Origin of the sequence: Paraburkholderia tuberum STM678 (assembly GCF_902833905.1) — a bacterium.
In the GTDB taxonomy this organism is placed as follows: Bacteria; Pseudomonadota; Gammaproteobacteria; order Burkholderiales; family Burkholderiaceae; genus Paraburkholderia; species Paraburkholderia tuberum.
This window is the reverse complement of record NZ_CADFGP010000081.1, coordinates 1-26,192: the sequence shown is the minus strand read 5'-3', so window position 1 is coordinate 26,192 and position 26,192 is coordinate 1. Positions and strand designations below refer to the sequence as shown.

Annotated in this window: 30 protein-coding genes; 5 read left to right on the top strand and 25 right to left on the bottom strand. The window is 60.5% G+C overall.

Annotation, left to right across the window (positions count from 1 at the left end; genetic code table 11):
- Nucleotides 1–111 precede the first annotated feature (111 nt).
- The 4 genes from HWY30_RS36990 to HWY30_RS36975 all read left to right on the top strand — a co-directional run bounded on the left by HWY30_RS36990 (nt 112) and on the right by HWY30_RS36975 (nt 1,807).
- Nucleotides 112–564: a bactofilin family protein gene (locus HWY30_RS36990; protein WP_090812852.1), complete on the top strand. Its 453-nt coding sequence runs from the start codon at nt 112–114 to the stop codon at nt 562–564.
- Between the two features lie 112 nt (nt 565–676).
- Nucleotides 677–1,030 carry a hypothetical protein gene (locus tag HWY30_RS36985; RefSeq protein ID WP_143037385.1) on the top strand — a complete coding sequence of 118 codons (354 nt, stop codon included), beginning with the start codon at nt 677–679 and terminating at the stop codon, nt 1,028–1,030.
- A gap of 20 nt (nt 1,031–1,050) precedes the next feature.
- Nucleotides 1,051–1,260 (top strand): hypothetical protein, encoded by a 210-nt coding sequence (locus tag HWY30_RS36980; protein WP_090812850.1) that lies wholly within the window; start codon nt 1,051–1,053, stop codon nt 1,258–1,260.
- Nucleotides 1,261–1,414: 154 nt separating this feature from the next.
- Nucleotides 1,415–1,807: a hypothetical protein gene (locus tag HWY30_RS36975; protein ID WP_143037384.1), complete on the top strand. Its 393-nt coding sequence runs from the start codon at nt 1,415–1,417 to the stop codon at nt 1,805–1,807.
- Nucleotides 1,808–2,035: 228 nt separating this feature from the next.
- Here the strand turns inward: HWY30_RS36975 and HWY30_RS36970 are convergent, their stop codons facing one another.
- The 24 genes from HWY30_RS36970 to HWY30_RS36855 all read right to left on the bottom strand — a co-directional run bounded on the left by HWY30_RS36970 (nt 2,036) and on the right by HWY30_RS36855 (nt 24,516).
- Complete coding sequence (locus HWY30_RS36970; protein ID WP_143037383.1) at nt 2,036–2,695, bottom strand: hypothetical protein; 660 nt, start codon at nt 2,693–2,695, stop codon at nt 2,036–2,038.
- A gap of 87 nt (nt 2,696–2,782) precedes the next feature.
- Nucleotides 2,783–4,507, bottom strand: coding sequence for an ATP-dependent helicase (locus tag HWY30_RS36965; protein ID WP_090812847.1), 1,725 nt, complete (start codon nt 4,505–4,507; stop codon nt 2,783–2,785).
- A gap of 9 nt (nt 4,508–4,516) precedes the next feature.
- Nucleotides 4,517–5,386: an ATPase gene (locus tag HWY30_RS36960; RefSeq protein WP_090812846.1), complete on the bottom strand. Its 870-nt coding sequence runs from the start codon at nt 5,384–5,386 to the stop codon at nt 4,517–4,519.
- Between the two features lie 284 nt (nt 5,387–5,670).
- Complete coding sequence (locus HWY30_RS36955) at nt 5,671–6,285, bottom strand: IncC plasmid conjugative DNA transfer DtrJ family protein (RefSeq protein WP_090812845.1); 615 nt, start codon at nt 6,283–6,285, stop codon at nt 5,671–5,673.
- The gene (locus tag HWY30_RS36950) at nt 6,278–6,478 is read right to left on the bottom strand and encodes a hypothetical protein (protein ID WP_090812844.1); all 201 of its coding nucleotides are present in this window, start codon (nt 6,476–6,478) and stop codon (nt 6,278–6,280) included. Before HWY30_RS36950 ends, HWY30_RS36955 begins: the two co-directional genes overlap by 8 nt.
- 7 nt (nt 6,479–6,485) lie before the next feature.
- The gene (locus HWY30_RS36945; protein WP_090812843.1) at nt 6,486–7,004 is read right to left on the bottom strand and encodes a hypothetical protein; all 519 of its coding nucleotides are present in this window, start codon (nt 7,002–7,004) and stop codon (nt 6,486–6,488) included.
- A gap of 10 nt (nt 7,005–7,014) precedes the next feature.
- Nucleotides 7,015–8,886 carry a conjugative transfer system coupling protein TraD gene (gene traD, locus HWY30_RS36940; RefSeq protein WP_090812842.1) on the bottom strand — a complete coding sequence of 624 codons (1,872 nt, stop codon included), beginning with the start codon at nt 8,884–8,886 and terminating at the stop codon, nt 7,015–7,017.
- Complete coding sequence (locus HWY30_RS36935; RefSeq protein ID WP_090812841.1) at nt 8,883–10,238, bottom strand: TraI domain-containing protein; 1,356 nt, start codon at nt 10,236–10,238, stop codon at nt 8,883–8,885. Before HWY30_RS36935 ends, traD begins: the two co-directional genes overlap by 4 nt.
- A complete protein-coding gene (locus tag HWY30_RS36930; protein ID WP_090812840.1) occupies nt 10,235–11,281 on the bottom strand; it encodes a type IV secretion system protein in 1,047 nt (348 codons plus the stop codon). The genes HWY30_RS36935 and HWY30_RS36930 overlap by 4 nt, the downstream gene beginning before the upstream one ends.
- A gap of 3 nt (nt 11,282–11,284) precedes the next feature.
- Complete coding sequence (locus HWY30_RS36925) at nt 11,285–12,052, bottom strand: TrbJ/VirB5 family protein (RefSeq protein ID WP_090812839.1); 768 nt, start codon at nt 12,050–12,052, stop codon at nt 11,285–11,287.
- A 29-nt stretch (nt 12,053–12,081) separates the two neighbouring features.
- Nucleotides 12,082–14,544, bottom strand: coding sequence for a VirB4 family type IV secretion system protein (locus HWY30_RS36920; protein WP_090812838.1), 2,463 nt, complete (start codon nt 14,542–14,544; stop codon nt 12,082–12,084).
- Nucleotides 14,538–14,846: a VirB3 family type IV secretion system protein gene (locus HWY30_RS36915; RefSeq protein ID WP_143037382.1), complete on the bottom strand. Its 309-nt coding sequence runs from the start codon at nt 14,844–14,846 to the stop codon at nt 14,538–14,540. The genes HWY30_RS36920 and HWY30_RS36915 overlap by 7 nt, the downstream gene beginning before the upstream one ends.
- Before the next feature lies 1 nt (nt 14,847).
- Nucleotides 14,848–15,201, bottom strand: coding sequence for a TrbC/VirB2 family protein (locus HWY30_RS36910; RefSeq protein WP_090812837.1), 354 nt, complete (start codon nt 15,199–15,201; stop codon nt 14,848–14,850).
- Nucleotides 15,202–15,213: 12 nt separating this feature from the next.
- Nucleotides 15,214–16,263 carry a TadA family conjugal transfer-associated ATPase gene (locus HWY30_RS36905; protein WP_090812836.1) on the bottom strand — a complete coding sequence of 350 codons (1,050 nt, stop codon included), beginning with the start codon at nt 16,261–16,263 and terminating at the stop codon, nt 15,214–15,216.
- Nucleotides 16,264–16,592: 329 nt separating this feature from the next.
- A complete protein-coding gene (locus tag HWY30_RS36900) occupies nt 16,593–17,906 on the bottom strand; it encodes a vWA domain-containing protein (RefSeq protein ID WP_090812835.1) in 1,314 nt (437 codons plus the stop codon).
- Between the two features lie 9 nt (nt 17,907–17,915).
- Nucleotides 17,916–18,830 carry a hypothetical protein gene (locus HWY30_RS36895; protein ID WP_090812834.1) on the bottom strand — a complete coding sequence of 305 codons (915 nt, stop codon included), beginning with the start codon at nt 18,828–18,830 and terminating at the stop codon, nt 17,916–17,918.
- A gap of 111 nt (nt 18,831–18,941) precedes the next feature.
- Complete coding sequence (locus HWY30_RS36890; protein WP_090812833.1) at nt 18,942–19,967, bottom strand: ATP-binding protein; 1,026 nt, start codon at nt 19,965–19,967, stop codon at nt 18,942–18,944.
- 253 nt (nt 19,968–20,220) lie between these two features.
- Complete coding sequence (locus HWY30_RS36885; RefSeq protein WP_143037381.1) at nt 20,221–21,555, bottom strand: hypothetical protein; 1,335 nt, start codon at nt 21,553–21,555, stop codon at nt 20,221–20,223.
- A gap of 104 nt (nt 21,556–21,659) precedes the next feature.
- On the bottom strand, nt 21,660–22,109 hold the full coding sequence (locus HWY30_RS36880) for a hypothetical protein (RefSeq protein ID WP_244145154.1): 450 nt from the start codon (nt 22,107–22,109) through the stop codon (nt 21,660–21,662).
- A gap of 284 nt (nt 22,110–22,393) precedes the next feature.
- Nucleotides 22,394–22,846: a hypothetical protein gene (locus tag HWY30_RS36875; RefSeq protein WP_090812830.1), complete on the bottom strand. Its 453-nt coding sequence runs from the start codon at nt 22,844–22,846 to the stop codon at nt 22,394–22,396.
- Entirely contained in the window at nt 22,843–23,235 is a 393-nt protein-coding gene (locus HWY30_RS36870; RefSeq protein ID WP_090812829.1) for a hypothetical protein, read from the bottom strand. The genes HWY30_RS36875 and HWY30_RS36870 overlap by 4 nt, the downstream gene beginning before the upstream one ends.
- A gap of 108 nt (nt 23,236–23,343) precedes the next feature.
- Nucleotides 23,344–23,640 (bottom strand): hypothetical protein, encoded by a 297-nt coding sequence (locus HWY30_RS36865; protein ID WP_090812828.1) that lies wholly within the window; start codon nt 23,638–23,640, stop codon nt 23,344–23,346.
- A gap of 54 nt (nt 23,641–23,694) precedes the next feature.
- Nucleotides 23,695–24,156, bottom strand: coding sequence for an outer membrane lipoprotein (locus HWY30_RS36860; RefSeq protein ID WP_090812950.1), 462 nt, complete (start codon nt 24,154–24,156; stop codon nt 23,695–23,697).
- Between the two features lie 75 nt (nt 24,157–24,231).
- Nucleotides 24,232–24,516, bottom strand: a complete 285-nt coding sequence (locus tag HWY30_RS36855; protein ID WP_090812827.1) for a hypothetical protein — start codon at nt 24,514–24,516, stop codon at nt 24,232–24,234.
- Nucleotides 24,517–25,395: 879 nt separating this feature from the next.
- On the opposite strand from HWY30_RS36855, the gene HWY30_RS36850 reads away from it, so the two are divergent.
- Nucleotides 25,396–25,791, top strand: coding sequence for a hypothetical protein (locus tag HWY30_RS36850; protein ID WP_090812826.1), 396 nt, complete (start codon nt 25,396–25,398; stop codon nt 25,789–25,791).
- A 46-nt stretch (nt 25,792–25,837) separates the two neighbouring features.
- On the opposite strand, the gene HWY30_RS36845 is transcribed toward HWY30_RS36850, so the two are convergent.
- Complete coding sequence (locus tag HWY30_RS36845) at nt 25,838–26,110, bottom strand: hypothetical protein (protein WP_090812825.1); 273 nt, start codon at nt 26,108–26,110, stop codon at nt 25,838–25,840.
- Nucleotides 26,111–26,192: the final 82 nt, after the last annotated feature.

The window sequence follows — 26,192 nt, the reverse complement described above, 5'->3', positions numbered from 1 at the left end:
CATCGTATCAATCCCTGGATCAGCCCCCTCCCTTTCTCTTCAAGCACTTACCCGCGTCTTCTCCTCCATGTAGGCTTAAGTAAGTGCCATTCGTTCTAGGGAAGCCATGACATGAAAAACGAACTTTCGGTCACCCTCGTATCCGCCGGCTGCACAATCAGCGGCGACCTGATCGTCGATCACGGCATCAGCTATTTCGGCCTGCTCGACGGAGGTCTCATTTCCACGCAAGGCCTGCTGCACGTCGGCGACGGTGGCCTGATCAAAGGCAATGTCCAGGGCGACCACGTGCGCATCGACGGACGCGTCGACGGCAACGTCCATGCTCGCGGCACGCTGGAAATCAACGGACACGTCTCGGGCGACATCATGTACTGCGGCACGATCCGTCTCGGACCCCGAGCAGCGCTCAACGGCACGCTCAAGCGCGTGGCGCGCATGCTGACGGTGGAACCGGCAACCAGCGAGAGCGCGAATCCGGAGCTTACTGCCACAGACCGGGCTGCGGCCGCGCCAGAGCGCGCGGAATCGAACGTGACCGAATTCTCGCGCGCGAAGGCCTAAAACCGACGACATTTTCCAGGCTGCATAAAGGTAAAAACCAATGAAGTTGCGCGATTTAATAAAGTGGGCTGCGGTAGCCGTTTCGATAGCTATGCCCCTAACGGTGGTAAGTATGGTTTCGGCCTATGTCGATAACGGCTCGGCCATGGTTAGAGCCTCGCTCATCGAAATTGATGTCGTGCGGCTCGCCCAGCTCGCTGGGGACATCCGTATCCTTCCACCTACGGATGCATCGGCTTTGCTGGCCAGACACGGCCTGAGTTCGTCCGAAGCTTTGCAGGACAGGATCAAGCTCGCGCAAACCACCTTTGCGCAGACCCACGCGGACCTGGAAAACACAGCGCGCCGCGTCTGGCGCAACACAGCAATCGGTTTCTTTTGCGTAGCGATTAGCAGCTGGCTCGCAGTGACGCTGGCTATCGTGTTGCCACGCAAACGCGCGGGCGGTTCCGCCGCTGCGGCGTAACGCTCATTCCAAAAACCAGCGTGAGTTACCACACCCGCGACTGGGAAGCCGCAGCACAGGAAGCCGCCTTCGACGGGCTCTGCTTCTGCATGCTCAGCGACGGCCGCTTCATCAACCGGCAGGCAATGTCCGACAACACGCCTTACCGGAGCCGCTTCACGCTGGCCTCTGATTTTTTCGAGCAGCACATTGCTTCAACGATTCCAGAGCCGCATGCCTCGCGGACATGACGGTCAGCCCTATCTCACATTGAAACGGAGAACCACGATGCAATTGATGCGCAAGGCACTTTTCGCAACGGCTATCGCTGCAGGCCTCATCGCCGGCGCACACGCGGCGCCGATCGCGCAGACGCTCGACGTAACCTGGTAGAAAGACGGAAAAGTGATCGACGGCGGTCGACACATCGTAGCCGATGGGGCCGGAGTCTCGACCTACCTGCACCGCAGCGGGCAAGAAGTTGGTTACGTGACGTGCCAAACGACAGCGGAAGGTAAGGAGCTTGTTCCATCAAGCGTTTTCGTTGGCCGCTCGCTGCTTATCAAGCCGGTCCTCATTGACCTCGATAAGCTTCAACTCTCAGTGTCCGCGATCGACACCGCGTTCGACGGCAAGCGCAAGACCGGGAATGCAGACTGCGCATCAGAGGTCGTCGATACACACGGCTACGCTGCGTCGGACATACCCGTCGAGTTGAACGGGACGCAGACAGTCGAAGTGCCGATGAAGGATCCGCATTACCGCCTCGTGCTTAGCCTTCACCGCGAAGCGATTTGAGCGAAGCGGGAAAAGGAAAAGGAACCGCTGGCTCCCTTTTTTCGGCTGTCTTGCCGTTTCTCCGACTTCTCACCCCGTTGCAGACTAGCGTAGCGCCCGCATGCAGAAAAACTGGGTTGGGGTTTATACTGACGCCGTCTCCTCCATGTCCTCCATCATGGATTCAGGTCCGCCTCGCGCGGGCCTTTTTCTTTGCGCGTCGCCGCGGCACCGCGCGGCCGCCGAAGCTCACTTGCTGAAGTCCGCTGAGTCGGTCCAGCCATCACTGGCCAGCACGAGAGTCCGGGTTCCCTTGGCGTGGTCAGCCATCCGCGCGTTGAGCCCATAGACCTTCCGGACGTTGTCGTCTTTCGCCCACGCCGGCACGTCGACCGGACTGAACGTGAACGAGACTTCGGAAATGGTATGCCCAAGCGCATTGCTGGGTTCGGAGAAGCGCGCTACCTCGTCGACCTTGTAGTGGCCCGCGCACATCGTAAGTTCGTCGGGGCTCACCAGCGCCTTTTTCCCGGCGTCAGTCAGTGAATAAGTCTTTGTCGGCGCGGTGTACTCGCCCCCGAGCCAGCCGCGTTTCTTCGCTGTCCCATCGGAGACCGACAGCAGGCCCGCATGGACCAGCACGTCCAGCGGACGGGTCGCTGACGCGTTGTTCTGCTCGACTCCGACCTCAAGGCTCGCGATCGTCGGCTTTGGCTGCAGGGCGACGACCAGCGGGTACTGCCGGTTGTTTTCGGCCATCACAAACGGCTGTACCGGAATGCACTCTCTTGCAAAGTGGGCGTTGAGCGCCTTCTCGAAATTGCCATTGTTCGCATCCTTTGCAGAGCCGCAGGCTGCGAGCGCGACGACGATGGACATGGCAGCGGGAGTGGCAAACTTTCTGATCATTGCTGTTTCTCTTTCTTCCGAAATCGGTGGCGTGGCCACGGTGGATGGGTGTAGCACGTGCTTTCGCGCCGTTGAGCGTTGCCGCCTTCAGGCAGCTTGCGCGGGCTGCTCGATCTGCGCCTCAGCGACAAATCGTGAGGCGAAGTTTTTAGCCGTACCGGAAAGCATCAGCGTCTCGCGCGCGCGAGTCATCGCGACGTAGAACAGCCGCCGCTCTTCGGGCTCGGTGGATTTGGCGTCGGGGACGATGGTGTCTTCGGACCGCGCGATCCAGACGTGATCCCACTCAAGCCCCTTCGAACTGTGCATCGTCGTGAGGACCAGCGCGTCCGGTGCGGGCTCGTTGTTGTCCTGCCGCAGGAACAGCAACCGCTCGGCGAAGGTGCCGTTCAGTCGTGAGAGCACGTCATAGGTCGCCTGAATGGTGCGGATGCCGTTTTCCTTTTTCGTGTACTTGAGCAGCCACTCGTTCACGCCTGACAGCACCAACGAATAGAACTTCCGCTCGCAGAGCCCGCGCCACTCGGCAAGCCGCTTCATGAATTCGCGGTAGTTCGTCGCTACGTCTTCTGGCATGCCGAGTTCAACGAGCTCCGCCCGCGGCTTCTGGACGAGTTCCGCGCCCATGCTTGCGTGCAGCGCACGAAGATGGTCCGCATGAAGGCCAGAGTGCGCCAGTACAGCGTCAAGACCGGTCGCCTTCACGCCCTCAATGATCTCCAGCAGATTGCACAGCAGCGCGCCTTCAGGACGATTGAGGACCGATGCGCCTGACGCGCGGTGATACTTGACGCCATACGAGCGGCAGACCGCCTCGAGCGGGTCAAGGATACGGTTAGTGCGCGCGAGCACCGCGCAGGTTTTTCCATTGCGCAGCAGCGGCGCCAGCGCCTCGATGGCGGCCTCGGCTTCCACGTATTCGTCGGCGTGGCGCGAAGCCTCGACCCGGCCGCCCAGGCCTTTTTCCGCCCGCAGGACCTTGGGGATGCGGTCAGGATTGTTGCGAATCACCCTGTCAGCCGCCGCGAGGATCTCGGCGCGGCACCGATAGTTGCTCCCAAGCACGACCGGCTTCGCCTCGAATTCCTTGATGAAGGATTCCATGCCGCGATAGCCGAGTGCCTCGCGGAACGCGTAGATGCTCTGATCGTCGTCGCCCACGACCGTCACGACCGATCCGGCTTTTGCGTGAAGCTCGATCCAGCGGTACTGCAGCGGGTCAGTGTCCTGAAACTCGTCGACCAGCAGGTAGGCGAACGGGTACGGCAGGATCGTGCCGTTCTGCATGCCCTCAACGGCGAGCCGCAGCATGTCCTGAAAATCGATCTTGCCGTTGCGCGCCAGCGCTTCCTGATAGGCGCTGTACAACTGGCCGTCGGCGCTGTTGACATCGCACCGGCCGAAATTCGTCTTGATCTTCTCGATCGTCGGGATGACGTCCTCGGCCTTTCCTTCAAGCCCAAGGTCCTGCATGACGCGGATCAGCAGTCCCAGTCTGTCGCCATCGCTCGCAATGTCGAGCGAGCGGCCGCCGGGACGCTGAAGCTGCTTGTACGCGAGTGAATGGAAAGTGCCTGCGATCAGGCGCTTTTTCACCGCCTTGCCTGCCACCGTCAGAATCCGTTCACGCAACTCGACCGCTGCATCCTTCGAGAACGTCACCGCGCCAACGACCGCCGCCCCTTCCTGCAGGAGTAGCGCGGCCTTGGTGGCGATCGTCTTTGTCTTGCCCGCGCCGGGGCATGCAATCGCCACGCAGTTCTGGCGCAACTGGGCGACTTCCCGCTGCTGCGGATTGAGTTCGTCCAGCATGTCGCCCCCTTACAGGCCGCGGACCGTGGTCATCAGCCGCAGGTGCGTCATGTAACCGCGAACGCCCAGCGGGTTCACCTTCTTCAGGAAGTGCACCGTTTCGTCATCGACGTCAGACTGGTCACGAATGCCGTTCCAGACCATGAAATCAAACTGATCCATCACCTTGTCGAACTTCATGATCGCCGACAGAACGCGCATCGAGAAACGCGAATACACCTCGACGGTCATGTCCAGCGCCGGCATCGGGATCGACGGCTCGAAAACGAACTCGCCGCCCTCGCGAAGCTCGGCTTCCTTCTTCTCGCGAAAGCCCACGGCCACGCGCAACGCCTCGTCGACATACTCCTCGATCGACTTGATCTGCTTTTCAAAGAAGCTGTTGACCGAGTTCTTGTCACTCTCGCCGAATGTCGAGTCGCCGAAACGCTGCATGTTCACGCTCATGCGGTTAAGGTACGGCCACCATTGCTCAAACAGCGGCTTCAGGCGTGTGTGATTCAGGCGCACCTGCGCGGGCACTACTGCCGCGCCGGAAAGCTGACGCTCCATCAACTGCCGGCCGATCTCACGGCGACGCTTGATGATGGAGATACGCTCGCTCGCAGGAAGATCGCGGAACGCCTTGCGGGTCTTCGCTACTTCGGCGCGCTTCATGTTGGCGTCGTCGGGCGAGATGACACCCTCTTTCTGCAGACGGTCGGCGTCCGCTTCCATCTGACTCAGTTCACGCTCGATCTCGCCTTCGCCTTCTTCGGCGCCATCAAGCCTTGGCTCGTGGTCGGCATGTGAAGCTTGCGCGAGTACGCTCGCATCGGACGCTGCCAGAGCGCCTGCCGTTTCAGCTTTGTCGAGTTCGGTTTCTGCCACAGTGCTCATGCGCGTTTCTCCCAGGTCGGACCAGTGTCCGTTTGATCGTTGGTAATTGGGTGCGCGCCACGCGTCCCCACAGCACAATTGTTGCGGCGTGGCGGGGCGCGAAACTCCCGAAACACGCGTTATTTCAGACGGCTTTTAAGGCGAAGCCCAGCTTTCGGCCACAGACAACAGGCGACAGGAGACATCCGCCTGCTAGCGGATTAGCAGTCGAGCGGAATGCACGCTGAAATGGGAGGGAAAACGGTGAAAGCAGGTCGGAAACCCCAACCTGCTTCTCGGAGAATTTATCGTGCCGACTGGAACGACTCGGCGGCCTTCCAGAGCAGTGCGCCAAGCAGCGCCGCAACCACAAGCCAGTAGCCGGCAAGCACCGGTACCGGCGCGAGCAGCACGCCGAACAGCGTGCCCGTAACGATCAGCAGTCCGTGGCCTGCGAGATGGAAAGAAAGCGGGCTAACGAAGCCGGCCGCGGCGGCCTTGATCTTCCTGCGCGCAGTACCGTCGATGAACATGCCGAGCGCGAAGCACAGTGTGCCCCCGATCCACATCTTCATCACCATCGCACGGAACATCGCCCTGTACGCGAGCAGCCAGAAGTTTTCGGTCCACGTGTGGGCGAAGGTTGACATGCCGCCGTCGTTGAGACCGCCGACATTGCCCGACGCCGCCAGCGTGCGGTGAAGGAGGCCGTTGTCCACGAACGACCGCTTGAACAGTTCGTTAGCCGAGCGCACCGCGGCGTCTGCTCTGTCCTGTCCGACCGACGCGACAAGCGACTCAGTCTCGACGTCCGGCACCTCGAACAGTTTCCTGTCCGGTATCGCGGGCATTACAGCGATCGACAGGACGGGCACAAGCAGGAACCAGACTTTCAGGTGCGATCCGAACCGGCTAGCCATGGATCAGCCTCGCGACGACGAGAAGCGGGATCGAGGTAATCGCCAGCAATCCACCCCAAAACAGATGGGGGCGGTTCACGACGATTGAGGCGAGCGCGTAGCAGCGGGCTCCCGCGCCCCAGGTGAATTCTTCTGGCGGGGTCGCGTCCGGCTCGTCAAACGCGCTGGCAGTGTTGAGCGCGCGCCGGGCCATGTCCGAATCAACCCGCGACAACTTCGCTATTATCGTAACGGTGAGCGACATCGTATTCCTCAAAGTAGCGACGGAACGCCTCGCCCTGCAGCACGCGCGACGCCAGTTGGAAAGCTGCGGTGCGCTCGGTGATGTGTTCCGGGCAGCGCTCATCGACCATTTCCAGCTCGCTGTTCTGATGCCGCTCTTCAAATGCCGGAATAGGCTCGAGCATGGGCGACCAGACGCTGACCTTGTCACCCCGGCGGGCCACATAACGACGCGCATAGAGCGACTTGGCCGGCTCAAACAGTCCCTGCATGAAAGCCACGTGCTGATCCCCCGTGCGCTTAGCCCGCTTGAAACTTGCCAGCGCCGACTCAATCATTTCTGCCGCAAGCGGCCCTGAGTCTCCAACGAAGCGCTCGCCAATGAAATCGGCAACCCGCGAGCACGCAAGCTCCAGATCCGGCGCAACGTTGAACACGGGAATCAGCTTGTGCGAGAGCTTGTGATCGCGAATGATGTTTTTGAAAACAGCGGACATATTGTGTAGTTCAGCCTTCGATAATAGGAATTCGGCCCTGGTAGACGGCACCGCCGGAGATGCGCATGAAATATTGCAGGTTCGGCAAACGATGAATCAGCGGCATGGGAATCAGTGGCACCTTCTCAAGCTGAAGCGTGCGTGACTGGGATCCACTGAATTCCATTGCATGCGACTCGGTCGTGGTGTTCGTGCTATTCGAGATGTTCACCACCCGAATCGCTGTCTCCCCCACCTTGTCCGAGAACCACTTGGCGGTATCGCTATCTTCAAGTCTAAGGATGACCTGGTTGTTCAGGTTGCCCAAAACCTGCAGCATTTTGGCGGCGTTTCCGAGTTTGGCTTCGAGGTCGGCACGCGCCTGGAATGCGACAAACGCCTTGAACCCCGCGCCCCGTCCCTTGTTCAGGATCTGGATCACCTGTTCGTTGATCGCTTCGGCAATCTCGTCAATGATCAGAACGACATCGGGCTTTTCCGCGTAGAAGTTGTAGATTGAGCCGCAGACCGCCGCGACGTCCGACAGCGCCATCGAGGCAATCGCTTTCTGGACGATGTTGTTCGAGAGCGAGTCGAGGCCCATGTACAGCACGGCCTTCTGCTTGATGATCTTGTCGATGTCCCAGATCTCGCGCTCGTCCTCGAAATCGTCCGCCTTTGGCGCGAGCATCAGCCCCGTCTCACCCGTGGCAAGCATCTGTAGCAGCGGGAGCGCAGACGCGATGATCCGCATGTAGTGCTCGCGGTCGTGCGTGTGTGTAGCAATCAGCCCGTCGATGGTTTCGTGTCCGCGATCCTGCGCCGCAAAGCGGTCCATGTAGAGCTTGGCCATTCCATCGACGAGCGAAACGTCGTTCTTTCGAACGGAGTCCTTGACCGTCTGGGCGACCGTCAACTCCTCCCAGTTCGACAGTCCGTTTTCGAGAAAGAAGCGGCGCAGCGAGCGATCCAGCAACGTGCCGATGCCAGACTGCGCGTATTTCAGGATCGAGCGCAGATTCGGCTTGTCGCCCACGTACAGTTCGCCCTTCACCGCGCGGTCAATGAACAGGAACGCGAAGTCGCGGAACGGCCCCTCTTCCATCAACTGAGCGATGCGCGACGGGATTTCCGACGGCTGCGACCAGTTCTCAAGCGGGTTCAGGCGGATCGACTCATGCGGCTTAGCCTGATTGAAGTACAGGAATTTGCGACCGGCGCGTGCGCACTCCTTCTCGACACGCTTTTTCCACTCGTCGTCGTTTTTGGGGTCGACGATGATGAGCACGTCTTTGGGGTTGTGGATAACCTGCGTTGAGATCACCTCATACGTGCGGGTCTTGCCCGCGCCGGTCGTGCCGCCAACGAGCGTATGGCCGCCCATCGCCTTGTAGTGAAACGGCACGCGGACCTTTTTCGGCTCCATGCCGTGAATCCACGAGGAACCCTGCGGCATGCGATCGCGGATACTGTCGCCCGGTGCGAAAAGACGTTCGATACGCGCTTCGGTCTTTCGACCCAGTTCCGTCTTGTTCAGCCACTTCGGCAACGACGGGATGTCCGTCACGGGCATACGAAGGATGTCGTGTGCGATCTGTGTGTGCTTCTGGGTCCACTCAAAGCCCGTCCCCAGATACATCGAGTCCTCGCGCTCGCGCATCCTGCGCTGCAGATCCAGCAGCTTGCTGATGTGGATCTTGCTAAGCCACTTCGTTGAGATCGCCATGCGGAAGCTGAGCGCCCGCCACACCTGAACCGCGCGAACGGCCAGCATCGCGAGGCAGGCCAGCGCAAACGCCCATCCATAGGGCATGCCGGACGCGAAAATGCCAACGATCGCAAGCGGCCAGACAATGAGCGGGCGAAATTCGTAGATCGGGCGGAAATGGTTGATGTAGTTCATGCCGCAGGCCGCTCCATGATGAGACGGCCTGCACGTTCTACGATGCAGATGTCGTTGCCCGCTGCACGCAACAGGAGGGTGCGCTTCCTCAACTGCTCAACGAGCGTGTCACTCGTTATCCCGTAGCCGCCAATCAGACGCTTCTGCACGGCCAACCCCTTTTCTTCCCACGTCACTTTGGCCTTCCCTGCTGCAACGTCGCCGGCGAGCGCGCGGAAGAACTCCCTGAGCATCGCCGACCCCGGGCCCAGGATCTCCGTTAGCTCCTCCTCGGTCGGTCCGGTACGCGTTTGCCGGGCGGCTGACGGGGTTCCCCCCGCCATCCGCGACGGGTCAACCGCAGGCGCGGCTGTGACGGCAGGTTCAACGGGTCCAGTCGCGGCCGCCGTGGCGGCCTGTGCTTCGCTCCGCTCCAACGCATCGAGCAACGACTGGGAAAGCTGTGGGCCGCCCGGCACCGCGCCTGGTATGGGAGCAGCGGCCGGTGCTGGCGGTGACGCCGCCGCCTGTGCGACAGGAGAAGCGGCTACCTCTGCCGCCGACGCCGACGGTGTCACCGCTGTGGCACCCTTGTCCTGTGCGGGCGCGGCCGGCGCGACCTGTGGCTGAAGTTCAAGCGCGACGTGCACGGCGGACGGCACGTCGAACTTTACCGGGGCGAAGACACCACGCTGCGCCTTGCGCTCGAACTCGACGGCAACGTCCATCGCCTGGCGCACCACCTTGTGCACCAGCGCCTCGAAGCCCTGCGGACTTCTTTCGGGGTTGATCGCGCCGAAGAGATCAGCCAGTACAGCGTTATCAAGCCCGGACAGCAGTTCGGGCGTGATGACAGTCTGCGCGAACATTGCCGTACGCATGCGCTCGCTTTTCAGCGGAGCCGGTCGACGGTGGACCGCGTAGTCGCCGTCGCCGATCCAGTTGCCGAAAGCGCCATGGGCCGCCGGACTCCACGGGGTGTGATCCGCAATACGGACCATCTCGAAGTGCCTGCACGGCTCGTCGAGCGACGAACAGGCCGCAGCGAGGAATACCGCATAGATGTATTGCGGCTCCAGCCGTCGGCGTTTATCCGACGTCATGTCGGCGGCAAACTTCTGGCCACCCGCGAGGCGCATGGCGTAGAACGTCGCCTCGATAGTCGCGCGGAAGGCGCCACCCGGCTCCGCATGCAATTCAGGCGTAAGCGGCATGGACGAGAACCAGACGGCGCATCGGCGAAGCACTGAAAGCCATTTCCGCTCAAAGTCGGCTTCTGTGCTCTCGTTGGCGCACTGGCGTATGAGCTCGATACGCCTGGCATGCGTAATCAGCAAGTCGCTCGCTAAAGCTGGGCGATGGGAGGCGGTCATGGGATGAAGCTCCGGGCGAGCTTGAGGGCTCCGGTACCCGTCGCGCCAGCGCCACTGCCGAACATGCCGGCGAGCTTCGGGATCTCAAACGAAAGCAGCAGGATGAAAACTGCAAGATCGAATGCGTACGCGCCGGTCGTCGTCGCGCCGCTGACATTCGTGGCCTTCTGGACCGCCGTCGCAATATTGGAACCGAGCAGCCTGATCAGGACCGCGACCATGACAACGTACATGCCAGAATGGATCATCCAGTCAAGCCATTTCATGAAGTAGTTTCGTGTGTAGCTCGAAAATCCAAGCGCGATCGCGATCGGCCCGAGAACGATCCCCACTGCCGCCTGAATCTGGCCAACAGCGCTGTAGTAGGCAAAGACGATCGAGGCGATGAGTACGACGACGAACGCCAGGAATAGTCCGATACCATCAACCACGGTACCAGTCAGATCCGTAAGGAGCTTGATACTGACGAAGCGGGTCTTCACCGCATCGAACATCGTGCCAGCCAGGGTCGCCAACTGTGTCGGAATGCTGTTACTGGACCCGCCCGATACGTGCGTCGCAAGCTGCTCGAACCACGTCCAGAACCCGGCTGCTGACGTGGAATAGCCCAGATACAGCGCGACGAAGATGCCCAGCACCGCCACTTCTTCGAACAGGTTGACCCATGCCGAAATCGGATGATGCGTTCCAGAGAAGCGGACGCCCACGAGGACAAGCGAGATGACGCCCAGCCCCCACGCAAACTTGTTCGCCTCGTCCATCACGCTTGCGCTAGCTGCTACAGCAGCGGGAATGATGCCTCCGAGCAGGCCCTGAATCTGGCTGACCGCGTCGGTCGAGCCTTTCCCGAAGTCCCCGTCGGCGCTTGTCAGAGGCTTCGCGCTCGTCGACGATCCCGTAGCTGGGGAACCGGTCGACAGCGTCGAGCCGTCCGGAAGGGTCATGTTGTCGTCTGCGAACGCAGCGGGCGCTGCCAGTGTGGTGACAAGCAGGCAGACCGTGAGCAACAGCCAGCGCAGCCGCTTGAGAGAAAAAATGGCCACGGTTCACTGCCCCAGTACTTTGGACGAACCTATCGTCGCGTTGTAGGTCGCGCGCTGTTGATCCAGTTGAGCCTGCAATGCCGCCTTGGCAGTGTTGTTTGCCTGGTCGCTCGACGCTGTTTGCGCCTTAGTCACACTATCTGCCGCCTGCTTTGACGCCATCATCTGCAACATGTCGCTGTTCTGGCTCGCGACAATGTCCAGCAGGTGTGTCGTGAGTTGCGCTGTCGCTTCCGCAGTCGGCGACATGTTCAGCTGGTCCTGGATTTCCTGACGGCGCTTGGCAAGGGTGCTCACGTGTGAAATGACGTCGTTGCCCATCTGGAACATCTGCTTGGCCGTCTGGTCGTTGTTGCTGATGAGCGTGCTCTGGTCAGAAAACCACTGCGCCGGTGTCTTGCCGGACTGCGTGATGAGCGCCTGAACCTTTGTGGCGTATTCAGCGTTGGATTGCAGACCGCCATACAGGGACTTCAGTGTGTCGGTGTACTTAGTCAGGCTACTGATGTCGTTCGTGATCGAGGTAGCCTGCGCGAGCATCGCGGCGGGATTCAGGTTGGTCGCCTGCTTCAACTGGTTCAACATCATCTGATACTGATAGACCAGGTTGGTATCCTGATACACCTCGCCCTTGACCGCGCCGAGCGCAGTCATTGTGTTCTGGACCAGGTTGGTGGGATCGATAACGGCAAGCTGGGCGTGGACCTGTTGCATGAGACCGAAGGTCAGCGCGGCCGTCGCCGTCGCAGTGCGGAGCAGTGTTTTGATCATGGTGAGAATTTCCGGGAGTAAGACTGACGTTATGCGTTTGCGAGGACGTCGCGCACATACGCGTCCTGCCAGTTGTCGACGCCCGACTTCACGTGCTTGTCGAGAATGGCCTGCGCGCGACCATCTGAGCGCAGATAGGCAAGCGATTCCTTCGGGAAGCTCGCCTGCAGCATGCGCGTCTGCGTCGACGTCACCCACAGGTAGTCTCGATTGGGCACCGCGTTCGAGATCATCCTGATCTGGTGCTCGGTCAGACCGAAAATGTCCCGATACAGCGTCTGATTGTTGATCGCGTCGCTGTTGGGCAGGTAGATGATGTTCGGGATGTTCTCCTTCATGATCTCGAAGTTGGCCACGCGCGCTAGCTGACCGAGCGACTGCGTCGCCATTAGCAACGCGGCGTTCAGCTTACGGATGGTCACCGCCCAAATTTCGAGCCGAGCATAGAACTTCGGGTAAGTGAAGAAGAACCCGGCCTCTTCGATTTCGATCACGGTGTAGCGCTTGCCGTCGAGAATCTGCGCGATCCGATAGAACGCGTAATCCATGAACAGAGCCGCGGCCACCGGGAAGTTCTGGAACAGATCGCCCATCTCGATCGAGAGGTCGTCGGACAACGCGAAGCCGTCGTCGACATGGTCGAAGAACCTGCCGTTTTTCTGCCCTTCGGTCCAGACGGCCAGCCGCTCGCGGAGATCGTCTGGCAGCAGGGTAATCAGGCCAGTCAGCCGCCACTTCTCGCGCCCATAGGCTTTCGCAAGGGTACGGATGCGCTCGAAGATAATTGTTTCCTGCTGGGGCGTGCAGGTGTAATCCTCGCCCTCGATCACGAGCTTGACCCACTCGGCGACGTACGACCAGTGTTTCTCCTCACCGATCAGGGAGAGCGGATTGACTGACGTTGCCGCCTCGAAGCGGCCCGTCGCGTCGATGAACCGTCCGCCACCGAGCAGCGTCGGGATGCGCGTCGAGCGGTCCTTGTCGAACCGGATGCGGCGCGCGCCATGTCGCCCAGTCTGCGACATCAGGTAGTTCAGCAGCACGGATTTACCCGCGCCAATCGGGCCAACTACGAGCAAATGAGCCTTGCCGCCCGGGTGATGCAGGTCAACGTTTTGCAACGTGCGATGACGAGTGGGCAGACACGTGAGCGGCCCCGTCTTTCGGCCGGACTGTTGTGTCAGCCACTCATTGATGGTTGAGCCCTCGCCTACGCTGCACAACGGGGCAATATCCGAGACGGCGGGCGTTTCAACGAATTGCAGGCGCTTCTGCTGGTCCCAGCGCCCTGGCAACGTCGAACTCCAAGCCGCGAAAAGGTTATCTTTCTCGGCAATGACGCCGAAGCCGGCATTGCCAATGACACCGACGACCTGGCGCGTCGCGTCTTCACATTCTTCGGGGGTGCTGCCGTAGACGATGATCGAGATATTTGCGAAACCGTACTGCTGGCCTTCTGCCTCCAGCTTGGCGAGCGCCTCGCTCGCCTCCTTCGCCAGTTGCTCCCGGCCTTCGTCGTTTTTCTGCTCTTCCTTCGTGGCCCACTGCTTGATGATCGCGACCGGGTTGAAGGCGGCAGCCTTGTAGAAACCGCGGATCTTGCGGATGTACGCGCTCGCGCGCGAGGTGTCGAGGAAGCGGAACATCACACAAACGTCGAGTTCCGCATCGACCTGCGACAGCACATCGAGCGCCGCCTCCTGGAAACCCATCCATTCCTTCACACCGATGATTCGCGCATACACCTTGCCGTGAGCCGACTCAAACATCAGCTGCTCGGCGCCGATGGTGACCTGCGTTTCCGTCAGGTGTGTGTCCAGCATCGTGACCGGGTAGCGCATGCGACGCTTCGGCGTGCTCGGATTTGCACGCTGATGCAGGAACGAAAGGGCGTTCTGCAGTTGTAGCCGCTTCATTTTCAGGCGGGTCACACCGCCCGTGAAGCCGTCGATGAGCGCTTCGAAGCGCTTGATCTCGTTTTGCAGCTTGGTGAGGTCAAACACAAAGGCGCTCCGGGCAAGCACCATGTCCTTGGCGGCCTCAAACATCGCGACGGCTACATTCTTGCCGCCAACGGTCATGTGGTAACCGATCTTGTCGAAAACACGCGAGAGGCCTGTTTCTGGCGTGAACGCGAGTGCGAGCGAATGCGAGTTGCGGAAGTACTTCCCGCTACCGATGTTCGCCTGGTTCACCGCATCGACTCTCGCATCCGCCTCGTTGCCGAACTCACCGTCGATGCCGCCCCGGATGCGCCGGTGCGATACCCGCCACCACGCGGTGACACGGTGGTCGAAATTGCGGCACGCGTGATCGAGGTTGTCGCGCGCGGCCGTGATGTCGCCCGGATTCGGTGTGTCTGCGTCGATGCCATCGAACTCGAACACGGTGACGAGCGAGCCGTCTTTGTCGAGCACTAGCTCGGGCGTGACGAGTGTCATCCACGGCGCAATTTCCTGCACCGCGCGCTTGGTGAACGGCATTTTCAGCATGAAAGGTCCTGATCGAAACCGTAGGGGCGTCTGAAGCGCGCACTGAACTTGCCGTGAGGCTCAGGCGCATACACGTCGGGGTAGCGGTTATAGATGAGCATCACCATTCGCCACCACGGATCTTTCGAGCTACGCCAGCGAAGGTAAAAGTGGACGATGACGCCGAGCGCAAGGAACGATGGCGTCCAGCTCGTGTAGGTGAGCAATGCCGTCAGGGTGCCGTTCAGAATCGCCAGCATCCGGTCCGCCCCGCCCATCTGGCGGGGCAGCGAGAGCCCGCGGCTGACCTTGTGCTGGCGCATATCAGCAGGCTGCGGTCATGTGGAAGTGATCGCGCATGATCGGCACGGCGACCGATGCGATACCGAGCCCGATCAGCACCACCGAAAACGTCTTCGCGATATTGCTTTCCGAGTTCGCCACCGCAACGCCACCGAGCGTGATCAGCACGATGCCGATGCCGTACAGATAGGGGCCGCTGATCAGGTTGCTGATCGTGCAGATGATGTCCGTCAGGCCGGTGAGCGACGAGTAGTCGCCAGCGGCCATTGCTGCGGCGGACGCCACGCTCAGCAGCGCGCCGACAATGAGTGGCTTGCCCGGTCGCAGCTTCTTCGCGACCGTTGCGGCTGTGCTGAAAAACTTTCCTTGCTTCATTTCCTGCTCCCGTTAAAAAACCCGTCGTAGGTCATAGTCGTTGTTGCGAAAGCCCCGGATTTCGAGGATTTCGGAGACATGGCGCATCTCGCGCGTGCGTTTGAAATGCACCACATAGTTGAAACAGTCGGCGATGTTTTTGCGCATGTCGTCCAGCTCCCAGCGGGAACCGGGCGGGATACCAAGCATCGCGAGGCTTTCGAGACGGCTGAGTGCCGTGCGCGCGTTGTTCGAGTGAAGAGAGGCAAGGCCACCGTCGTGGCCAGTGTTGAGCGCCTGGAGAAGGTCGTAGCCTTCGCCACCACGGACTTCACCAACGATGATGCGGTCAGGACGAAAACGCAGGCACAGCGCAACGAGAAGTTGTGTCGTGACGTTCGTATCGGCGTTGGACAACAGGCGGACGCGGTTTGGAACCTGAACCTTCAGTTCCATCGTGTCCTCGATCGTGATCACGCGCTGGTCTTCGGGGATTGCCCCAACCAGCGCGTTGAGAAACGTCGTCTTGCCCGCCGAGGTGCCGCCGGCGACGAGAACGTTCTTACGCGAGTGCACCAGCGCCTTGAGCGCCCGCATGAGCGCCTCGTCCTGAATGCCTTCCTCGAAAGTGATTGCTTCGGCCTCTTCCGGGCGCGCATTTGCCGCAGAGAACGCGCCCATGCTCACGTAGTCCTCGAGCGTCATCTTCGTCTCGCGATGCTTACGGATGCTCAGCGCGTGCCCGTCGATGGCGGTGGGATTCATCACGGCCGCGATACGCAGATTCTTGTGGCCCGCGTTGATGATTCCCTTGTCGCTGCCGGCGTGCGCCGACTTGTCTACCGACGACGCCAGCGAATGGATTGCCCCTTCCAGATGCTCGGGCCGCAGATCCACGTTCACGCGCGACATCACACCCCGGTGCTCGATCCATACGTTGCGGTGATCATTGACCATAATTTCCGCGAGGTCGGGCGCATCGAGCAGTTCTTTGAGCGGGTTCAGCGCCTCGAAAAACATCGCGACGGCCTCCGCCTTCAGCGGTTGAAGCTTCAGTAACGGGTTGTCGTCAAGGTCGTGCATGCGAGGCTTTGTGGGCGGTCTAACATGCGACTATTGTTCTCGCTGGCCCCGCTGGACGGGCTTCAAAAGGGCCACAAAATCACACGGCTTTCCCGGTGTGCGCCAATCGCAACCGGTCATGGTCTGGTCGTGGTGGTAGCACCGGATCTGGTTGCGCACAGCCGTTCGCGACGGCGCCGTATAACGCGTTACGGGTCTATCCGAAGAAAGACCCCAAAAAAGGTATAGCTTTCCGCCGCACGGTGACTGACTTTCGCGATTCCTGCGGCGCAGTGGACGAAAAAAAACCCGGCACAAGGCCGGGTTGGGTTGAAGAAGATCTAAAGCGATCAACAGATGACCTCGACGGTTTCGCCGAATGGCGCCCGGCGTGCCCGCGTGAGCGGCGTGGTCGACGCCCACAGCACCGGGTAATGCGGCGAGGTCGCCGGAAACGATCCGACCATGTCCGTCAGATAGACGAGAAACGCCGGGTTCAGACCATCGGCCGCCACGCGGTTAAACGGATCGGTGAACGCTGTTCCGCCTCCACCGCGCACGGGTTTGATCTCCGGCGAGTCGCCACGCTCGAAGACCTGCACCTGTGTGACCCGCGTATCGCAGTCCATCACGATCAACCGGGCGGGCTTGAGCGTGTGGAACACCGACAGGATCTCCGCATCGAACTGGGCCTGCGTCTCGTCAAACACTGAGCCGCTGGAGTCCCTCACGAAAACCGCGTCGCCAACTGCTGGCGTATGCAGCGAGGGCAGGTAGAACCCAAGATGCAGATACCGGCGGTTCGGCGTGGCGAAGCTGTAATCGGTTGGCGATGACTGCTGCGCGAAGCGGTGAAGCACCGCGCGCCAGTCAACTACCGGCCGTACCGCATCGCCTGCCATTGCCTGAAGGTCACCGGGCAGCTTGCCGCGCATCTGCGCAGCCTTGGCGGCCTGCACGACGGCGACTTTCCACTCGGCTTCCTTCACCGGTTTGTCCGCGCCCTGGTACTGCCGGACCTCGCCGCAGGACGAACCCGGTTCGGTTACCGGGTCGTTGGGCCCGCCCAACCGCGACGGTGGCTGTGACCCGCCACCGTTGCCGTCCGGCTGCTTCCCTGGCTTCTCTCCGGCCTTGTCGCCCGGCTTGTCACCCTGCCCCTTCCCGTCGGGCCCCGACGACTGGCCATCAGGTTGCGGCTGCGGTTGCGAGTCAGGCTTTGGCTGCTTCTGCTTCGCCTCCTGGGTCAGCACGCCGTAGATCTCCTCGGCGGACTTTCCGTTGAAGCGCGCAGCGTTGAGCATGCCCTTTGGCAAAACAAACCCAGACGACAGCACGATCGGATTGATCGCGTAGTCGCAGGCCTCATTCCAGCGACGATCCTCGCGCGGCCCCCGACGCCAGCAATGACCGTTGGCCACGTGCAGCACCTCATGCGCAAGCACACCGCGCAGTTCGAGGTCGGTCAACGAATCGATGTAGACGGGGTTGTAACCAAACGACTCCCCGTCCACCCAGCACGTCTTCGCAGAGCGGTCTTCGACCATTCTGAGGCGTAGCGCCAGCGCACCAAAGAAGGGCTGCGACAGGACTAGCTCCGTCCGCTGTCTGGAAATGCGCGGATGGACCGCGCCATTGCCCTGTAACGTCACAGTGCGATCCATACAGCCCCCTTAAGCGACGAGCCGCAACTGGTTGCCCGTCTCGGCCCGCTCGATCTCCGTTTCCGGGGCGATGCCCATGAAAGCGGCCATGAGCCCTTCGATCTCCTGTGCCTTGCTGGCCACCTGGGAACGCAGGACGCGCGACTCTTTCAGGTCCGCACCCGTGTGAACGGCAAGATGTGTCTTTGCCTGTTCAAGGATGTGCGTGAGCTTCGGATCGTTGGCGAAGTTCAGCTTCGGCAGCAACGCGCACAGATCGCGCACGTTGTTGGCCACGTCGAGCCGCACATTGCCGGTCGCATACAGCCGGGAAGCCATCTGCGATACCGCCTCGTACAGGCGCTCCACCAAATCCTCGTTCGCCGTGGTGATCGAGGCGAGCACATGCTGGTCGAGTTCGCTTTTCAGCGTCGTCAGTACGTTTTCCGGCAGATCGACGCCAAACTGGCTCGCGTCCGGAAACGGCAGCACCGCCATCTTCACGCCAAACTTCGTGTGCAGTTCCGCGAGGGTCGGGTAATCCGCCTCGTTGAACAGCCCATTGAGTTCTGCGCGGGCGAGCTCCTTCAGGTTCAGGTAGTCGGTGAGGAACACGGACACCGCCAGATCGAACTCGTCTTTTAACGAGCGCATCTTGTCGGCGAACTCCATGTACACCATCGTCGGGAGCAGGCGAACTCCAAGCTGGTCGTACTTCAGCGAGTGATCATAGAAGTAGCCCCGGATGCGGCTCGCGATCGTGAGCACTTCCTTGTAGCTTGGCGCGTGCTCGGGCAACAGGCGCTTGTTGAATCTGCCGATGCCCTTCGCATGGTGTCGGTTTTCGACCTCTTCGGTAGCCTTGCCGTCGAATCGACGGGCAACCCACGTGGAGATCGTGACCGAGCACAGCATGACTTTCGACTGGATGTTAGAGATGTTCATGAGAAAACTCCGGTAGAGAAATGGAATGGATGAGGCAAAGAAAATGGCCCTGGGCGTCGGAAGACGCTTCAGGGCCAAGGGGTTGAACTGCTTCGGGAAAAAGTTGGTGGCTTAATCGCCTTTGATGATCTTGCCGATCTCACCGCCCTGCGCCCGGATAAAGGCGTAGGAGTTGGCGACAGCCGGTGAGCGTTGCAGTGAGTCACGCACGAGCAGAGCAGCGAACTCGCGGTGTCCAGCTTCGATCATCCGCTCGGTGTACGTCACCACGCGATCGAAGTTTCCCTCGGTTGCGCGAGCCGCCAACGCCGTTGAAATGGCATAGAGCGCCGACGTCTTTTTAGGGATCGGGGCTGAGTCCGGCGTCGCAAGGATGGCGTCCGGATTCGGCAGTTCGCGATAGATCTGCAGGAAGCTGACAAGCTCCGTTGCCGCGCCTTCGCCGACCGATCCCGCGTAGGAGATATGCTCAAGATGCTTTGGCACCACGCCCATCGTCTTTGCGACGAATCCCCAGCTTCGGGGACTCGGCACGTTTTCGATGTCACGCGACGTCTTCTGCACCGACAGCAGATCCTGACGAAAGCGCAGGAACGCAATCAGCTCCGGCGGCACGTCTGCTCGATTGGCCCAGGCGGACCAGTCGTCGATGGTTGGCTCCAGCTCTACAACCGTGGCAAAGCGCGAAATCACGGGATCAAGAATTCCCGTCACCCCGGCGTTGTCGGTGCGGCGGTTGGTGGCCGCGAGAAACGTGACGTGGGATGGCAGAACGTGCTCACCGACGCGGCGCGCCAGCAGCAGCTGCATCTTCGCTGCCTGAACCGCGGGCGAGGCCTGCCCCAGATCGTCCAGGAACCAGATGAGCGGGCGTCTCGCCGTCATCGCGCGTTCCAGGTCACCGAACGGCAGGAACTTCGCAGTCGCCCCATCGGCAGAAGGAAACGGCAACCCTTTCGAGTCGGTCGGATCCTCAACGACGGGATGGCTGATGAGCAGGTCGTGATTGGTGTCGCGAGCGGTCTGCTCGACGATGTCGCTCTTGCCGATACCCGGGCGACCGGTGATGAGCACCGGCAGGCGCTTCGGTACGTACAGCGAGAGCAGTTCGGTCAGTTGTGCGGGCGTGACTTTCATGATGGCTTTCCAGAAAAGAGAAAGCCCCGGAAAGACTACGCCCGAAGGGACGTGGTCCCTCAGGGGCGATAAATAGATGCCGACGTGTCGGCGGGTCGATGCGTCAATGACGCGGGTGAAGTCCTCAGTGTAGGGAGCGACCAACCGGCCCGCCCCCCGAATCGTCGCTTTTTTATATGGCCTTAGCTTCGCCGCCCCGGCAGCAGGCGAAAAAAAACCCGGCACGAGGCCGGGTTGTCGAAAAGAACGCTTATTAGACGTGGTGCGCCACATTCGCCCGCGCGTAGACAGTCGGATGGATGCTTGCGGCCGCACGCGCCGCTTGATGCGCTTCCACAACCCGCTCGCGAGCCTGCTGGGAGCCGGCCGCTTCCCACTCAGCCTGACCGGCTTCATCGAAGCCCGCCAACGCAAAAATCGCGCGTCGCCGCGCGGCAGCACGCACGCCGAGCAGCTTGGCGCCGAACACTTCGCGCACCGTCTGCTTTGAGACGCGATTACGTTCGTCCGGGCAGTCCATGATGTCCAGCAGGTACCGCACATCGCCGCCGTCAATCGCCCTGGAAATTTCGTTTCCGAAAGCGAAGGTCTCGCGTCCATGCTCCAACTGCGCGATCTGCATCTGGAGATCGAACGTCCGTTGCGACATCCGGCCCGCCTCGCGCTCCCTGCGAAGGCGTGCCATCTCGGTATCCCGCCGCTTGTCCGCCATGTTCGTTCGATACACCTCGGCGAACTTCGAGACAGGCGCTCCAAGCGGCTGCGGCGTCGCGTACCGCTCAGGCAGGCTGTACGCCTCAACGAGACCGTGGCGGAACAGCAGATCATCGACTTCTGCGTACGTCGGCTTGTTCGGAGCCAGCCGCATGACCATCGCGAGCAGCGCTGCATTGCCCGAATGAATGCCGCCTTTCTCGCGCGACATCACGCTCACTAACACTCGAGCCTTGTCAGGAGACATCGCGCCTCGTAGCTCGGGGACGTCTATCAGTGCCCGGCCCCACGTCACATCGGTCGTGAACCTGTCGGGCAGCTCACGATATTCCGCGAGCACCGCCTCAGGAACTGGCCACCCTTCAACAAGCGCATACGCTACATGCACTTCATGCCGGCCGTTGAGATGCCGGGTGCGGCCATACTCCGGGCCCGCGTAACGAAACCCGAACCGGCGCTCGCACTCGTACTGCAGCAGCTCATGCAAACCAAGGTGGCCTCGCCCATCGGCCGCCGCGTCGATCTGCTCCGACGAAAAGATGAGCCGGGGATGCGACGTGAGGTCGAAAGCGTCATACAGCAGCTTCCAGTGCGAGCGACGGATCTGCCATGCTGCCTGCACAACGCCGTTCGGACGGAAGTATGCACCGTCGATCTCGTCAATCATCGAGAGGAACAGGTCCTGGGCGGCGCCCGGTCGGCGCACCGTCAATGTCCCGTTGTAACGGGTGACGGCAACGGGCTGACCGCCATGCATAAGCACGATGTCAGAGGATTCAACGGAGAGAAGGCGAGTGTCGGTTCTGAAGACTGCCAGCACTTCAAGCAGCGTACCGATGGATAGGGAAAGACCAGCGAAGGAAAGTTGATACACGATTGCTCCGGGCAAAAAGAAGCGGGCAATCGTTCCCTTGTCGGGTCGAGTGCCCGCAGAGGGTTGAATTGATGGTTGCGCCTTACGACGCGAAAAAGTCGGGGTTACGCGACGTCGATCGCGCGTGCAATAAAGCGCGCCAGCTCCCACGCCTGATCTGCAACGAACACCTTTGCGCGCAGGAGCGGCATCACGGCATATCCGCGGCCGACAACGTCCGGTATTTCCGTGCGGCTGATCCAGTCGACATGAACAATCCAGCCTTCGGATTTGCCGATGTCAACCGAGACGGCCACGCGATTCCAGACGCTGTGTGCAGGCCAGACTCTGTCCATCCGCGCACCGCTGGTCGCTTCGTTGGCATCGTCCAGCATGTTTGCAGTCACGAGCCACTCCGGCTCAAGCTCCGTACTGCGCAACACCTTGCAGAGCATCGAACAGACTTCTCCAACGGTCTTGCCTTCCACATCAAGTCGCTCGCGGCGCGGGATGTTTCCCATTTCCAGCAGCGACCGAAGCGACGAAGCCCTCGACAACGCCTGAGGCGATTGCAACGGGCTCCTGAAAACCGGCCGGCTTCACAAATGCATGATTCATTTCTGGTCTCACAAAAGAAAAAACGCGCCCGAAGGCGCGCTCAGTGGTCTAAAAAAGGCGAAAAAAAACCGCACCCATAAGGGTACGGCTCCTACTTCTGGGACGCGGCCTTACGCCACGTCGTCAATCACGTTTGCCCCACGCGCGCTCACGATCGCGCTTGATGCCGTTGTTATTTGTCCAGAGAAAGAATGCTGCAATGGACACGCCCACAACGAGAGTGATGAGGTTTGCAACCATTTCAATCTCCTTTCATTCCAACGAAGCCAACGTACCACAATAGTATCGCAACTACGGCCAGAATCCCTGTGCCGGCCGCCGTTGTGAAGTCCAGACTGGATGCTGCATGGACATATCCGACCAATCCGCCAACGGACGCAGCTGAGAGCGTATGCAGGTAGCGCGCATTCTGCTGCCGCTGGTCCTTCGTCGGGTCTAACACTTGCCGGAAGCCTGATCGTGGTTCCAGGGGGATGACGACTTTCCGCAATCCGCTTGAATCCATCGTGACCGGCAGCCTCGAACCGTTGTATTCCAGTACAAACGATGGCGAGCACTCGTTTTCGTCCATCGTCTGCATAAGTGCATGAAGACGCGGCGGCAGATGCACCTGCCCCGTTTCCGGATCGAGTGTCACCCGTTCCGTAATCGTCGTGCCGCCCGTGTACTCGACCTTGACCTCCGCGAGTTTCATCGGCGACCTCCTGAAGAGGTGTCGATGCCCCCGGCGAGACGCAGCCCATCGAGAAACGACTCATAACCAATTGTCGTCTCGATCTGCTCGAGCGGCACATGGTTCTCACCGCCACCAGTGAGGTCTGAGCAACCGCGGCGCGTACGAAAGCTTAGCGCCACCGGCTTCTGGCAAGGACGGTCCAGCACGTCGACAAATAACGTCTCGGTGCGAAGAGACACGCGGCCCGGAAAATTGCGGCGCGCGGGTTGAACAACAATTTCATGGGCGCGAAGACGAAGATCCTGCGCAACACGTCGAAGGACGCGCGTAGCCTGCTGCTGTAGTGCAGCATTGGTGCCAGCGCCGGCGGATCGGCGATCCGCATAAAACAGCCTGGGAAATTTCATGGTTGAGTCTCGGAAGGCGAGACAGCTCCCTTGCGGGGGCTGCCCCGCAAGGGAAAAACGCGTCCAGTTCGGACGCGGACAAATGATTTCGACTGCTACATCGTCTCGCTAACGTGGCCTGCTGACGAAGCGCGACTTGTAGGCGTCAAGCTCAGGTCTGAGGCGAGCGAATCTCGCGTCACCGTCGCCGTCACTAAGACGTCCCACATCCGCAAAATAATGCGGGCGCGCGCCGGTCGGGTCGAAGTCGGGATGCGCGACGATCGCTGCGAACTCGCGAACGTCGCCAGCCTGTGCGGCAACTTCCACCGGACGCATTCCGTAAAAATTCACTGCGTTGACCGCGTCGGTCTCCGGGTTCCATCCCGAAGTCCGACCGTGGGTAATCAGTTCATAGCCATTCATAACAACTCCTGGAGGATTCAGAGAAAGAAGGGGTTCAAGCGGCAGATAAAAGCTTCAGTGCGTTATCCGGTAACCGGACCCGCTGGAGATCAGATAAACGTGTTGGCCGGGGGCAAACTGCTGGTCGTCAACCTGCGACACGACAACGGTCTGGCCGTTTGCGCGACGCAGGAAGACCTCGATGCCACTGTGGCGTGACATCGCAGCGCTGACGTGTTGCGAGATGAAGCCTGCAGCAGCGCCAGAGAGCGCCCCCGAGATATAGCGGCCGCGCCCGTTACCGATGATCTGCGAGCCAAGAAACGCGCTCGCCGCAGAACTGACAATCGAGGTCAGCCCTGACGAATCTGAACTGGACTCGATCGTGATCTGGCGGACGCGGACGATGGTCGCCTCCTCCATCTGGCCGATGTGCTGCACGTCGTAACGCTGGTACGTATTCGGCGAGCCGAAATCCGCACTCGCGCAAGCGGTCAGAAATGAGAGAAGAACGACGCTAATAATGAGCTTGAACATGATTGCCTCAACGAGATGAAGGGCGACCATCCCGTCAGGGAGGTTGCCCTGACGGGGAAAGAAAACGTGGATCAGTTATGACGCAAGACGGGTGAGGTAATGCAGATCGACCCGACCATTGCTGACGAGCTCGCGCTCAGCGTCGAACGCGAAGTCGTAGTCAAACTTCACTGTTGCCGTCCCGTCGCTCCAGAGATAGAGAATGGAGCCACTGAACGTCCTGATAGGCAAAGTCGCGACAGCTTGCGCGAGAACACGCTGGTTTTCGCGAAAGCCCCACTTTTCCGAGACCCTGACAGGGCCTGCGGAAACTGCCAGAACTCGTGCGAGCGCTTCGGAAATGATGACTTGCTGTGTCATGGTGCGGCTCCTGAAAACAGGGAGCCGTTCCCATTAGGGAGGAGGCTCCCAGATGGGTACATGAAATAAGACGGACGAGAGATCCGCCGTCAGCTACGGCTTGCAACGAACGATGGGAAAGCCCATCGCGAAGGGAAAAAGGCCGACGCGAACGTCAGCCTTTTCGATAGACCGTTCAGGTGAACGGCGTGGAGAGAAAAATGAACGGTCCTGGAGAGGATCGTGTCGAGGTCGATGCGCAGTAGCGCAGGGAATGAAGCCAGTCTATCGGCACAAGGCACGGGCCACGCCCGCAATGCTCCAGATTTCCACCCGTCTCTCGCTGGCCGCGTCACACAACGGTCGAAAAAAAGGCCAGCCCAAAGGCTGGCCTGAAGAGTTCGTCTTTCCGAGGGTGGTCATTACGAACAAGAGAGAGACTTCATTGTATCGACGTGACCGAGCGCCAACCCTCCGAAAAGACGCCTCATTCGGGGCCGATTCGCTTTCGCCGGAATGGGCACTGGCGACACCTTGACTTTGCGCTGCAACTGCGAAGATGAACCACGATCACTTCCACTGCGCGCCATGTCCCTCCAGATCATCGACCTCTCGTCGCTCCGCGAACGCCTCACCAGCCGGGCCACGCGTGTCCAGCGAACCGTCGCCAGCACCGCAGAAGTGAACGCGCTTCGGCGCGCTTGTTGGCATCGACGTCGAACACACTTCAGCGGAGTCGGTTCTTCTGCGCTACGACGCGCTGCTTGCCGAGAGCGCCGCTCGCGGCGCGACGCAAGGTGCGCGTGAGTTGCCGCTCCTGGCGGCCTTTGCTTTCTGACGACCGTGGGCGGTTATCGCCGCCCCACTCATTTTCCAACGAACCAAAAGGGGTAATCCTCCATGCGCAACGACGCAACCACGTCACTCATCGCTCTCTGCATTCTGGGCGTCCTCGCATTTTTACTCTGGCTCTCGCGCAGTCTTGGCGCCAGTTTTTCGTCCGTATGCACTGCGGCCATGCCGGTCCTCTTCTGCGCCGTCATAGCGCTTCTCGCGTGGCGCTTCCTTGACGATTTCGGCTTCCCACTGCTTGCGGGTTTTCTCGTGGTCAGTTGGCCCGCGGTCTGGCCGGTGCTCGATAGCATCGCGAGCGGGAGGCGTGACGCCGATACGTTCTTCCATCCAATGAGCGAACCGCTCGTCAGCAGTGACTGGCTGAAATGGGGAGTCGAGGCCCTGTTTGTTGGGCTACTCGCCCTGGCGATCTACCTGCGCCGTCGTCGACGTTACTGGTAAGAAGAAAAGCGCCGCCCCTTTCGGGTGCGGCGCTTGTCGTCAGAGATTAGGCAAGTTCGAGAATCATCTGGGCGAGGTCCGTGCATGGCGTCGTATGGACCGCCTGCGTCGACGCTGCGTCTTCCGGTACGGTCCACGTCACCTGCTGGCTGCGCAGATTGCACAGTTTGTACATCGCGGAGCCGCGCGGCTCGACCGGCACATTGCCAAACCGGAAACTGAACCGTTCAGGCGCATGGCCCTCGCCGTCAGCAAGCCCGAGGTAGCCTGCGAGCTCGTCGGCAACACGCGCGCAATAGTCCTCTAGACCGAATGGCACTTACTTAAGCCTACATGGAGGAGAAGACGCGGGTAAGTGCTTGAAGAGAAAGGGAGGGGGCTGATCCAGGGATTGATACGAT

Bases quoted from the DNA above. Each gene is read 5' to 3' on its own strand.
- HWY30_RS36855 (WP_090812827.1), bottom strand. From the start codon at position 24,516: ATGACACAGCAAGTCATCATTTCCGAAGCGCTCGCACGAGTTCTGGCA.
- traD (WP_090812842.1), bottom strand. From the start codon at position 8,886: ATGAACTACATCAACCATTTCCGCCCGATCTACGAATTTCGCCCGCTC.
- HWY30_RS36950 (WP_090812844.1), bottom strand. From the start codon at position 6,478: ATGGCCCGGCGCGCGCTCAACACTGCCAGCGCGTTTGACGAGCCGGAC.
- HWY30_RS36910 (WP_090812837.1), bottom strand. From the start codon at position 15,201: ATGAAGCAAGGAAAGTTTTTCAGCACAGCCGCAACGGTCGCGAAGAAG.
- HWY30_RS36960 (WP_090812846.1), bottom strand. From the start codon at position 5,386: ATGAGCACTGTGGCAGAAACCGAACTCGACAAAGCTGAAACGGCAGGC.
- HWY30_RS36920 (WP_090812838.1), bottom strand. From the start codon at position 14,544: ATGCTGAAAATGCCGTTCACCAAGCGCGCGGTGCAGGAAATTGCGCCG.
- HWY30_RS36875 (WP_090812830.1), bottom strand. From the start codon at position 22,846: ATGAAACTCGCGGAGGTCAAGGTCGAGTACACGGGCGGCACGACGATT.
- HWY30_RS36990 (WP_090812852.1), top strand. From the start codon at position 112: ATGAAAAACGAACTTTCGGTCACCCTCGTATCCGCCGGCTGCACAATC.
- HWY30_RS36965 (WP_090812847.1), bottom strand. From the start codon at position 4,507: ATGCTGGACGAACTCAATCCGCAGCAGCGGGAAGTCGCCCAGTTGCGC.
- HWY30_RS36860 (WP_090812950.1), bottom strand. From the start codon at position 24,156: ATGTTCAAGCTCATTATTAGCGTCGTTCTTCTCTCATTTCTGACCGCT.
- HWY30_RS36915 (WP_143037382.1), bottom strand. From the start codon at position 14,846: ATGCGCCAGCACAAGGTCAGCCGCGGGCTCTCGCTGCCCCGCCAGATG.
- HWY30_RS36900 (WP_090812835.1), bottom strand. From the start codon at position 17,906: ATGGATCGCACTGTGACGTTACAGGGCAATGGCGCGGTCCATCCGCGC.
- HWY30_RS36985 (WP_143037385.1), top strand. From the start codon at position 677: ATGGTTTCGGCCTATGTCGATAACGGCTCGGCCATGGTTAGAGCCTCG.
- HWY30_RS36895 (WP_090812834.1), bottom strand. From the start codon at position 18,830: ATGAACATCTCTAACATCCAGTCGAAAGTCATGCTGTGCTCGGTCACG.
- HWY30_RS36970 (WP_143037383.1), bottom strand. From the start codon at position 2,695: ATGATCAGAAAGTTTGCCACTCCCGCTGCCATGTCCATCGTCGTCGCG.
- HWY30_RS36935 (WP_090812841.1), bottom strand. From the start codon at position 10,238: ATGACCGCCTCCCATCGCCCAGCTTTAGCGAGCGACTTGCTGATTACG.
- HWY30_RS36850 (WP_090812826.1), top strand. From the start codon at position 25,396: ATGCGCAACGACGCAACCACGTCACTCATCGCTCTCTGCATTCTGGGC.
- HWY30_RS36945 (WP_090812843.1), bottom strand. From the start codon at position 7,004: ATGTCCGCTGTTTTCAAAAACATCATTCGCGATCACAAGCTCTCGCAC.
- HWY30_RS36890 (WP_090812833.1), bottom strand. From the start codon at position 19,967: ATGAAAGTCACGCCCGCACAACTGACCGAACTGCTCTCGCTGTACGTA.
- HWY30_RS36905 (WP_090812836.1), bottom strand. From the start codon at position 16,263: ATGCACGACCTTGACGACAACCCGTTACTGAAGCTTCAACCGCTGAAG.
- HWY30_RS36865 (WP_090812828.1), bottom strand. From the start codon at position 23,640: ATGAATGGCTATGAACTGATTACCCACGGTCGGACTTCGGGATGGAAC.
- HWY30_RS36925 (WP_090812839.1), bottom strand. From the start codon at position 12,052: ATGATCAAAACACTGCTCCGCACTGCGACGGCGACGGCCGCGCTGACC.
- HWY30_RS36955 (WP_090812845.1), bottom strand. From the start codon at position 6,285: ATGGCTAGCCGGTTCGGATCGCACCTGAAAGTCTGGTTCCTGCTTGTG.
- HWY30_RS36870 (WP_090812829.1), bottom strand. From the start codon at position 23,235: ATGAAATTTCCCAGGCTGTTTTATGCGGATCGCCGATCCGCCGGCGCT.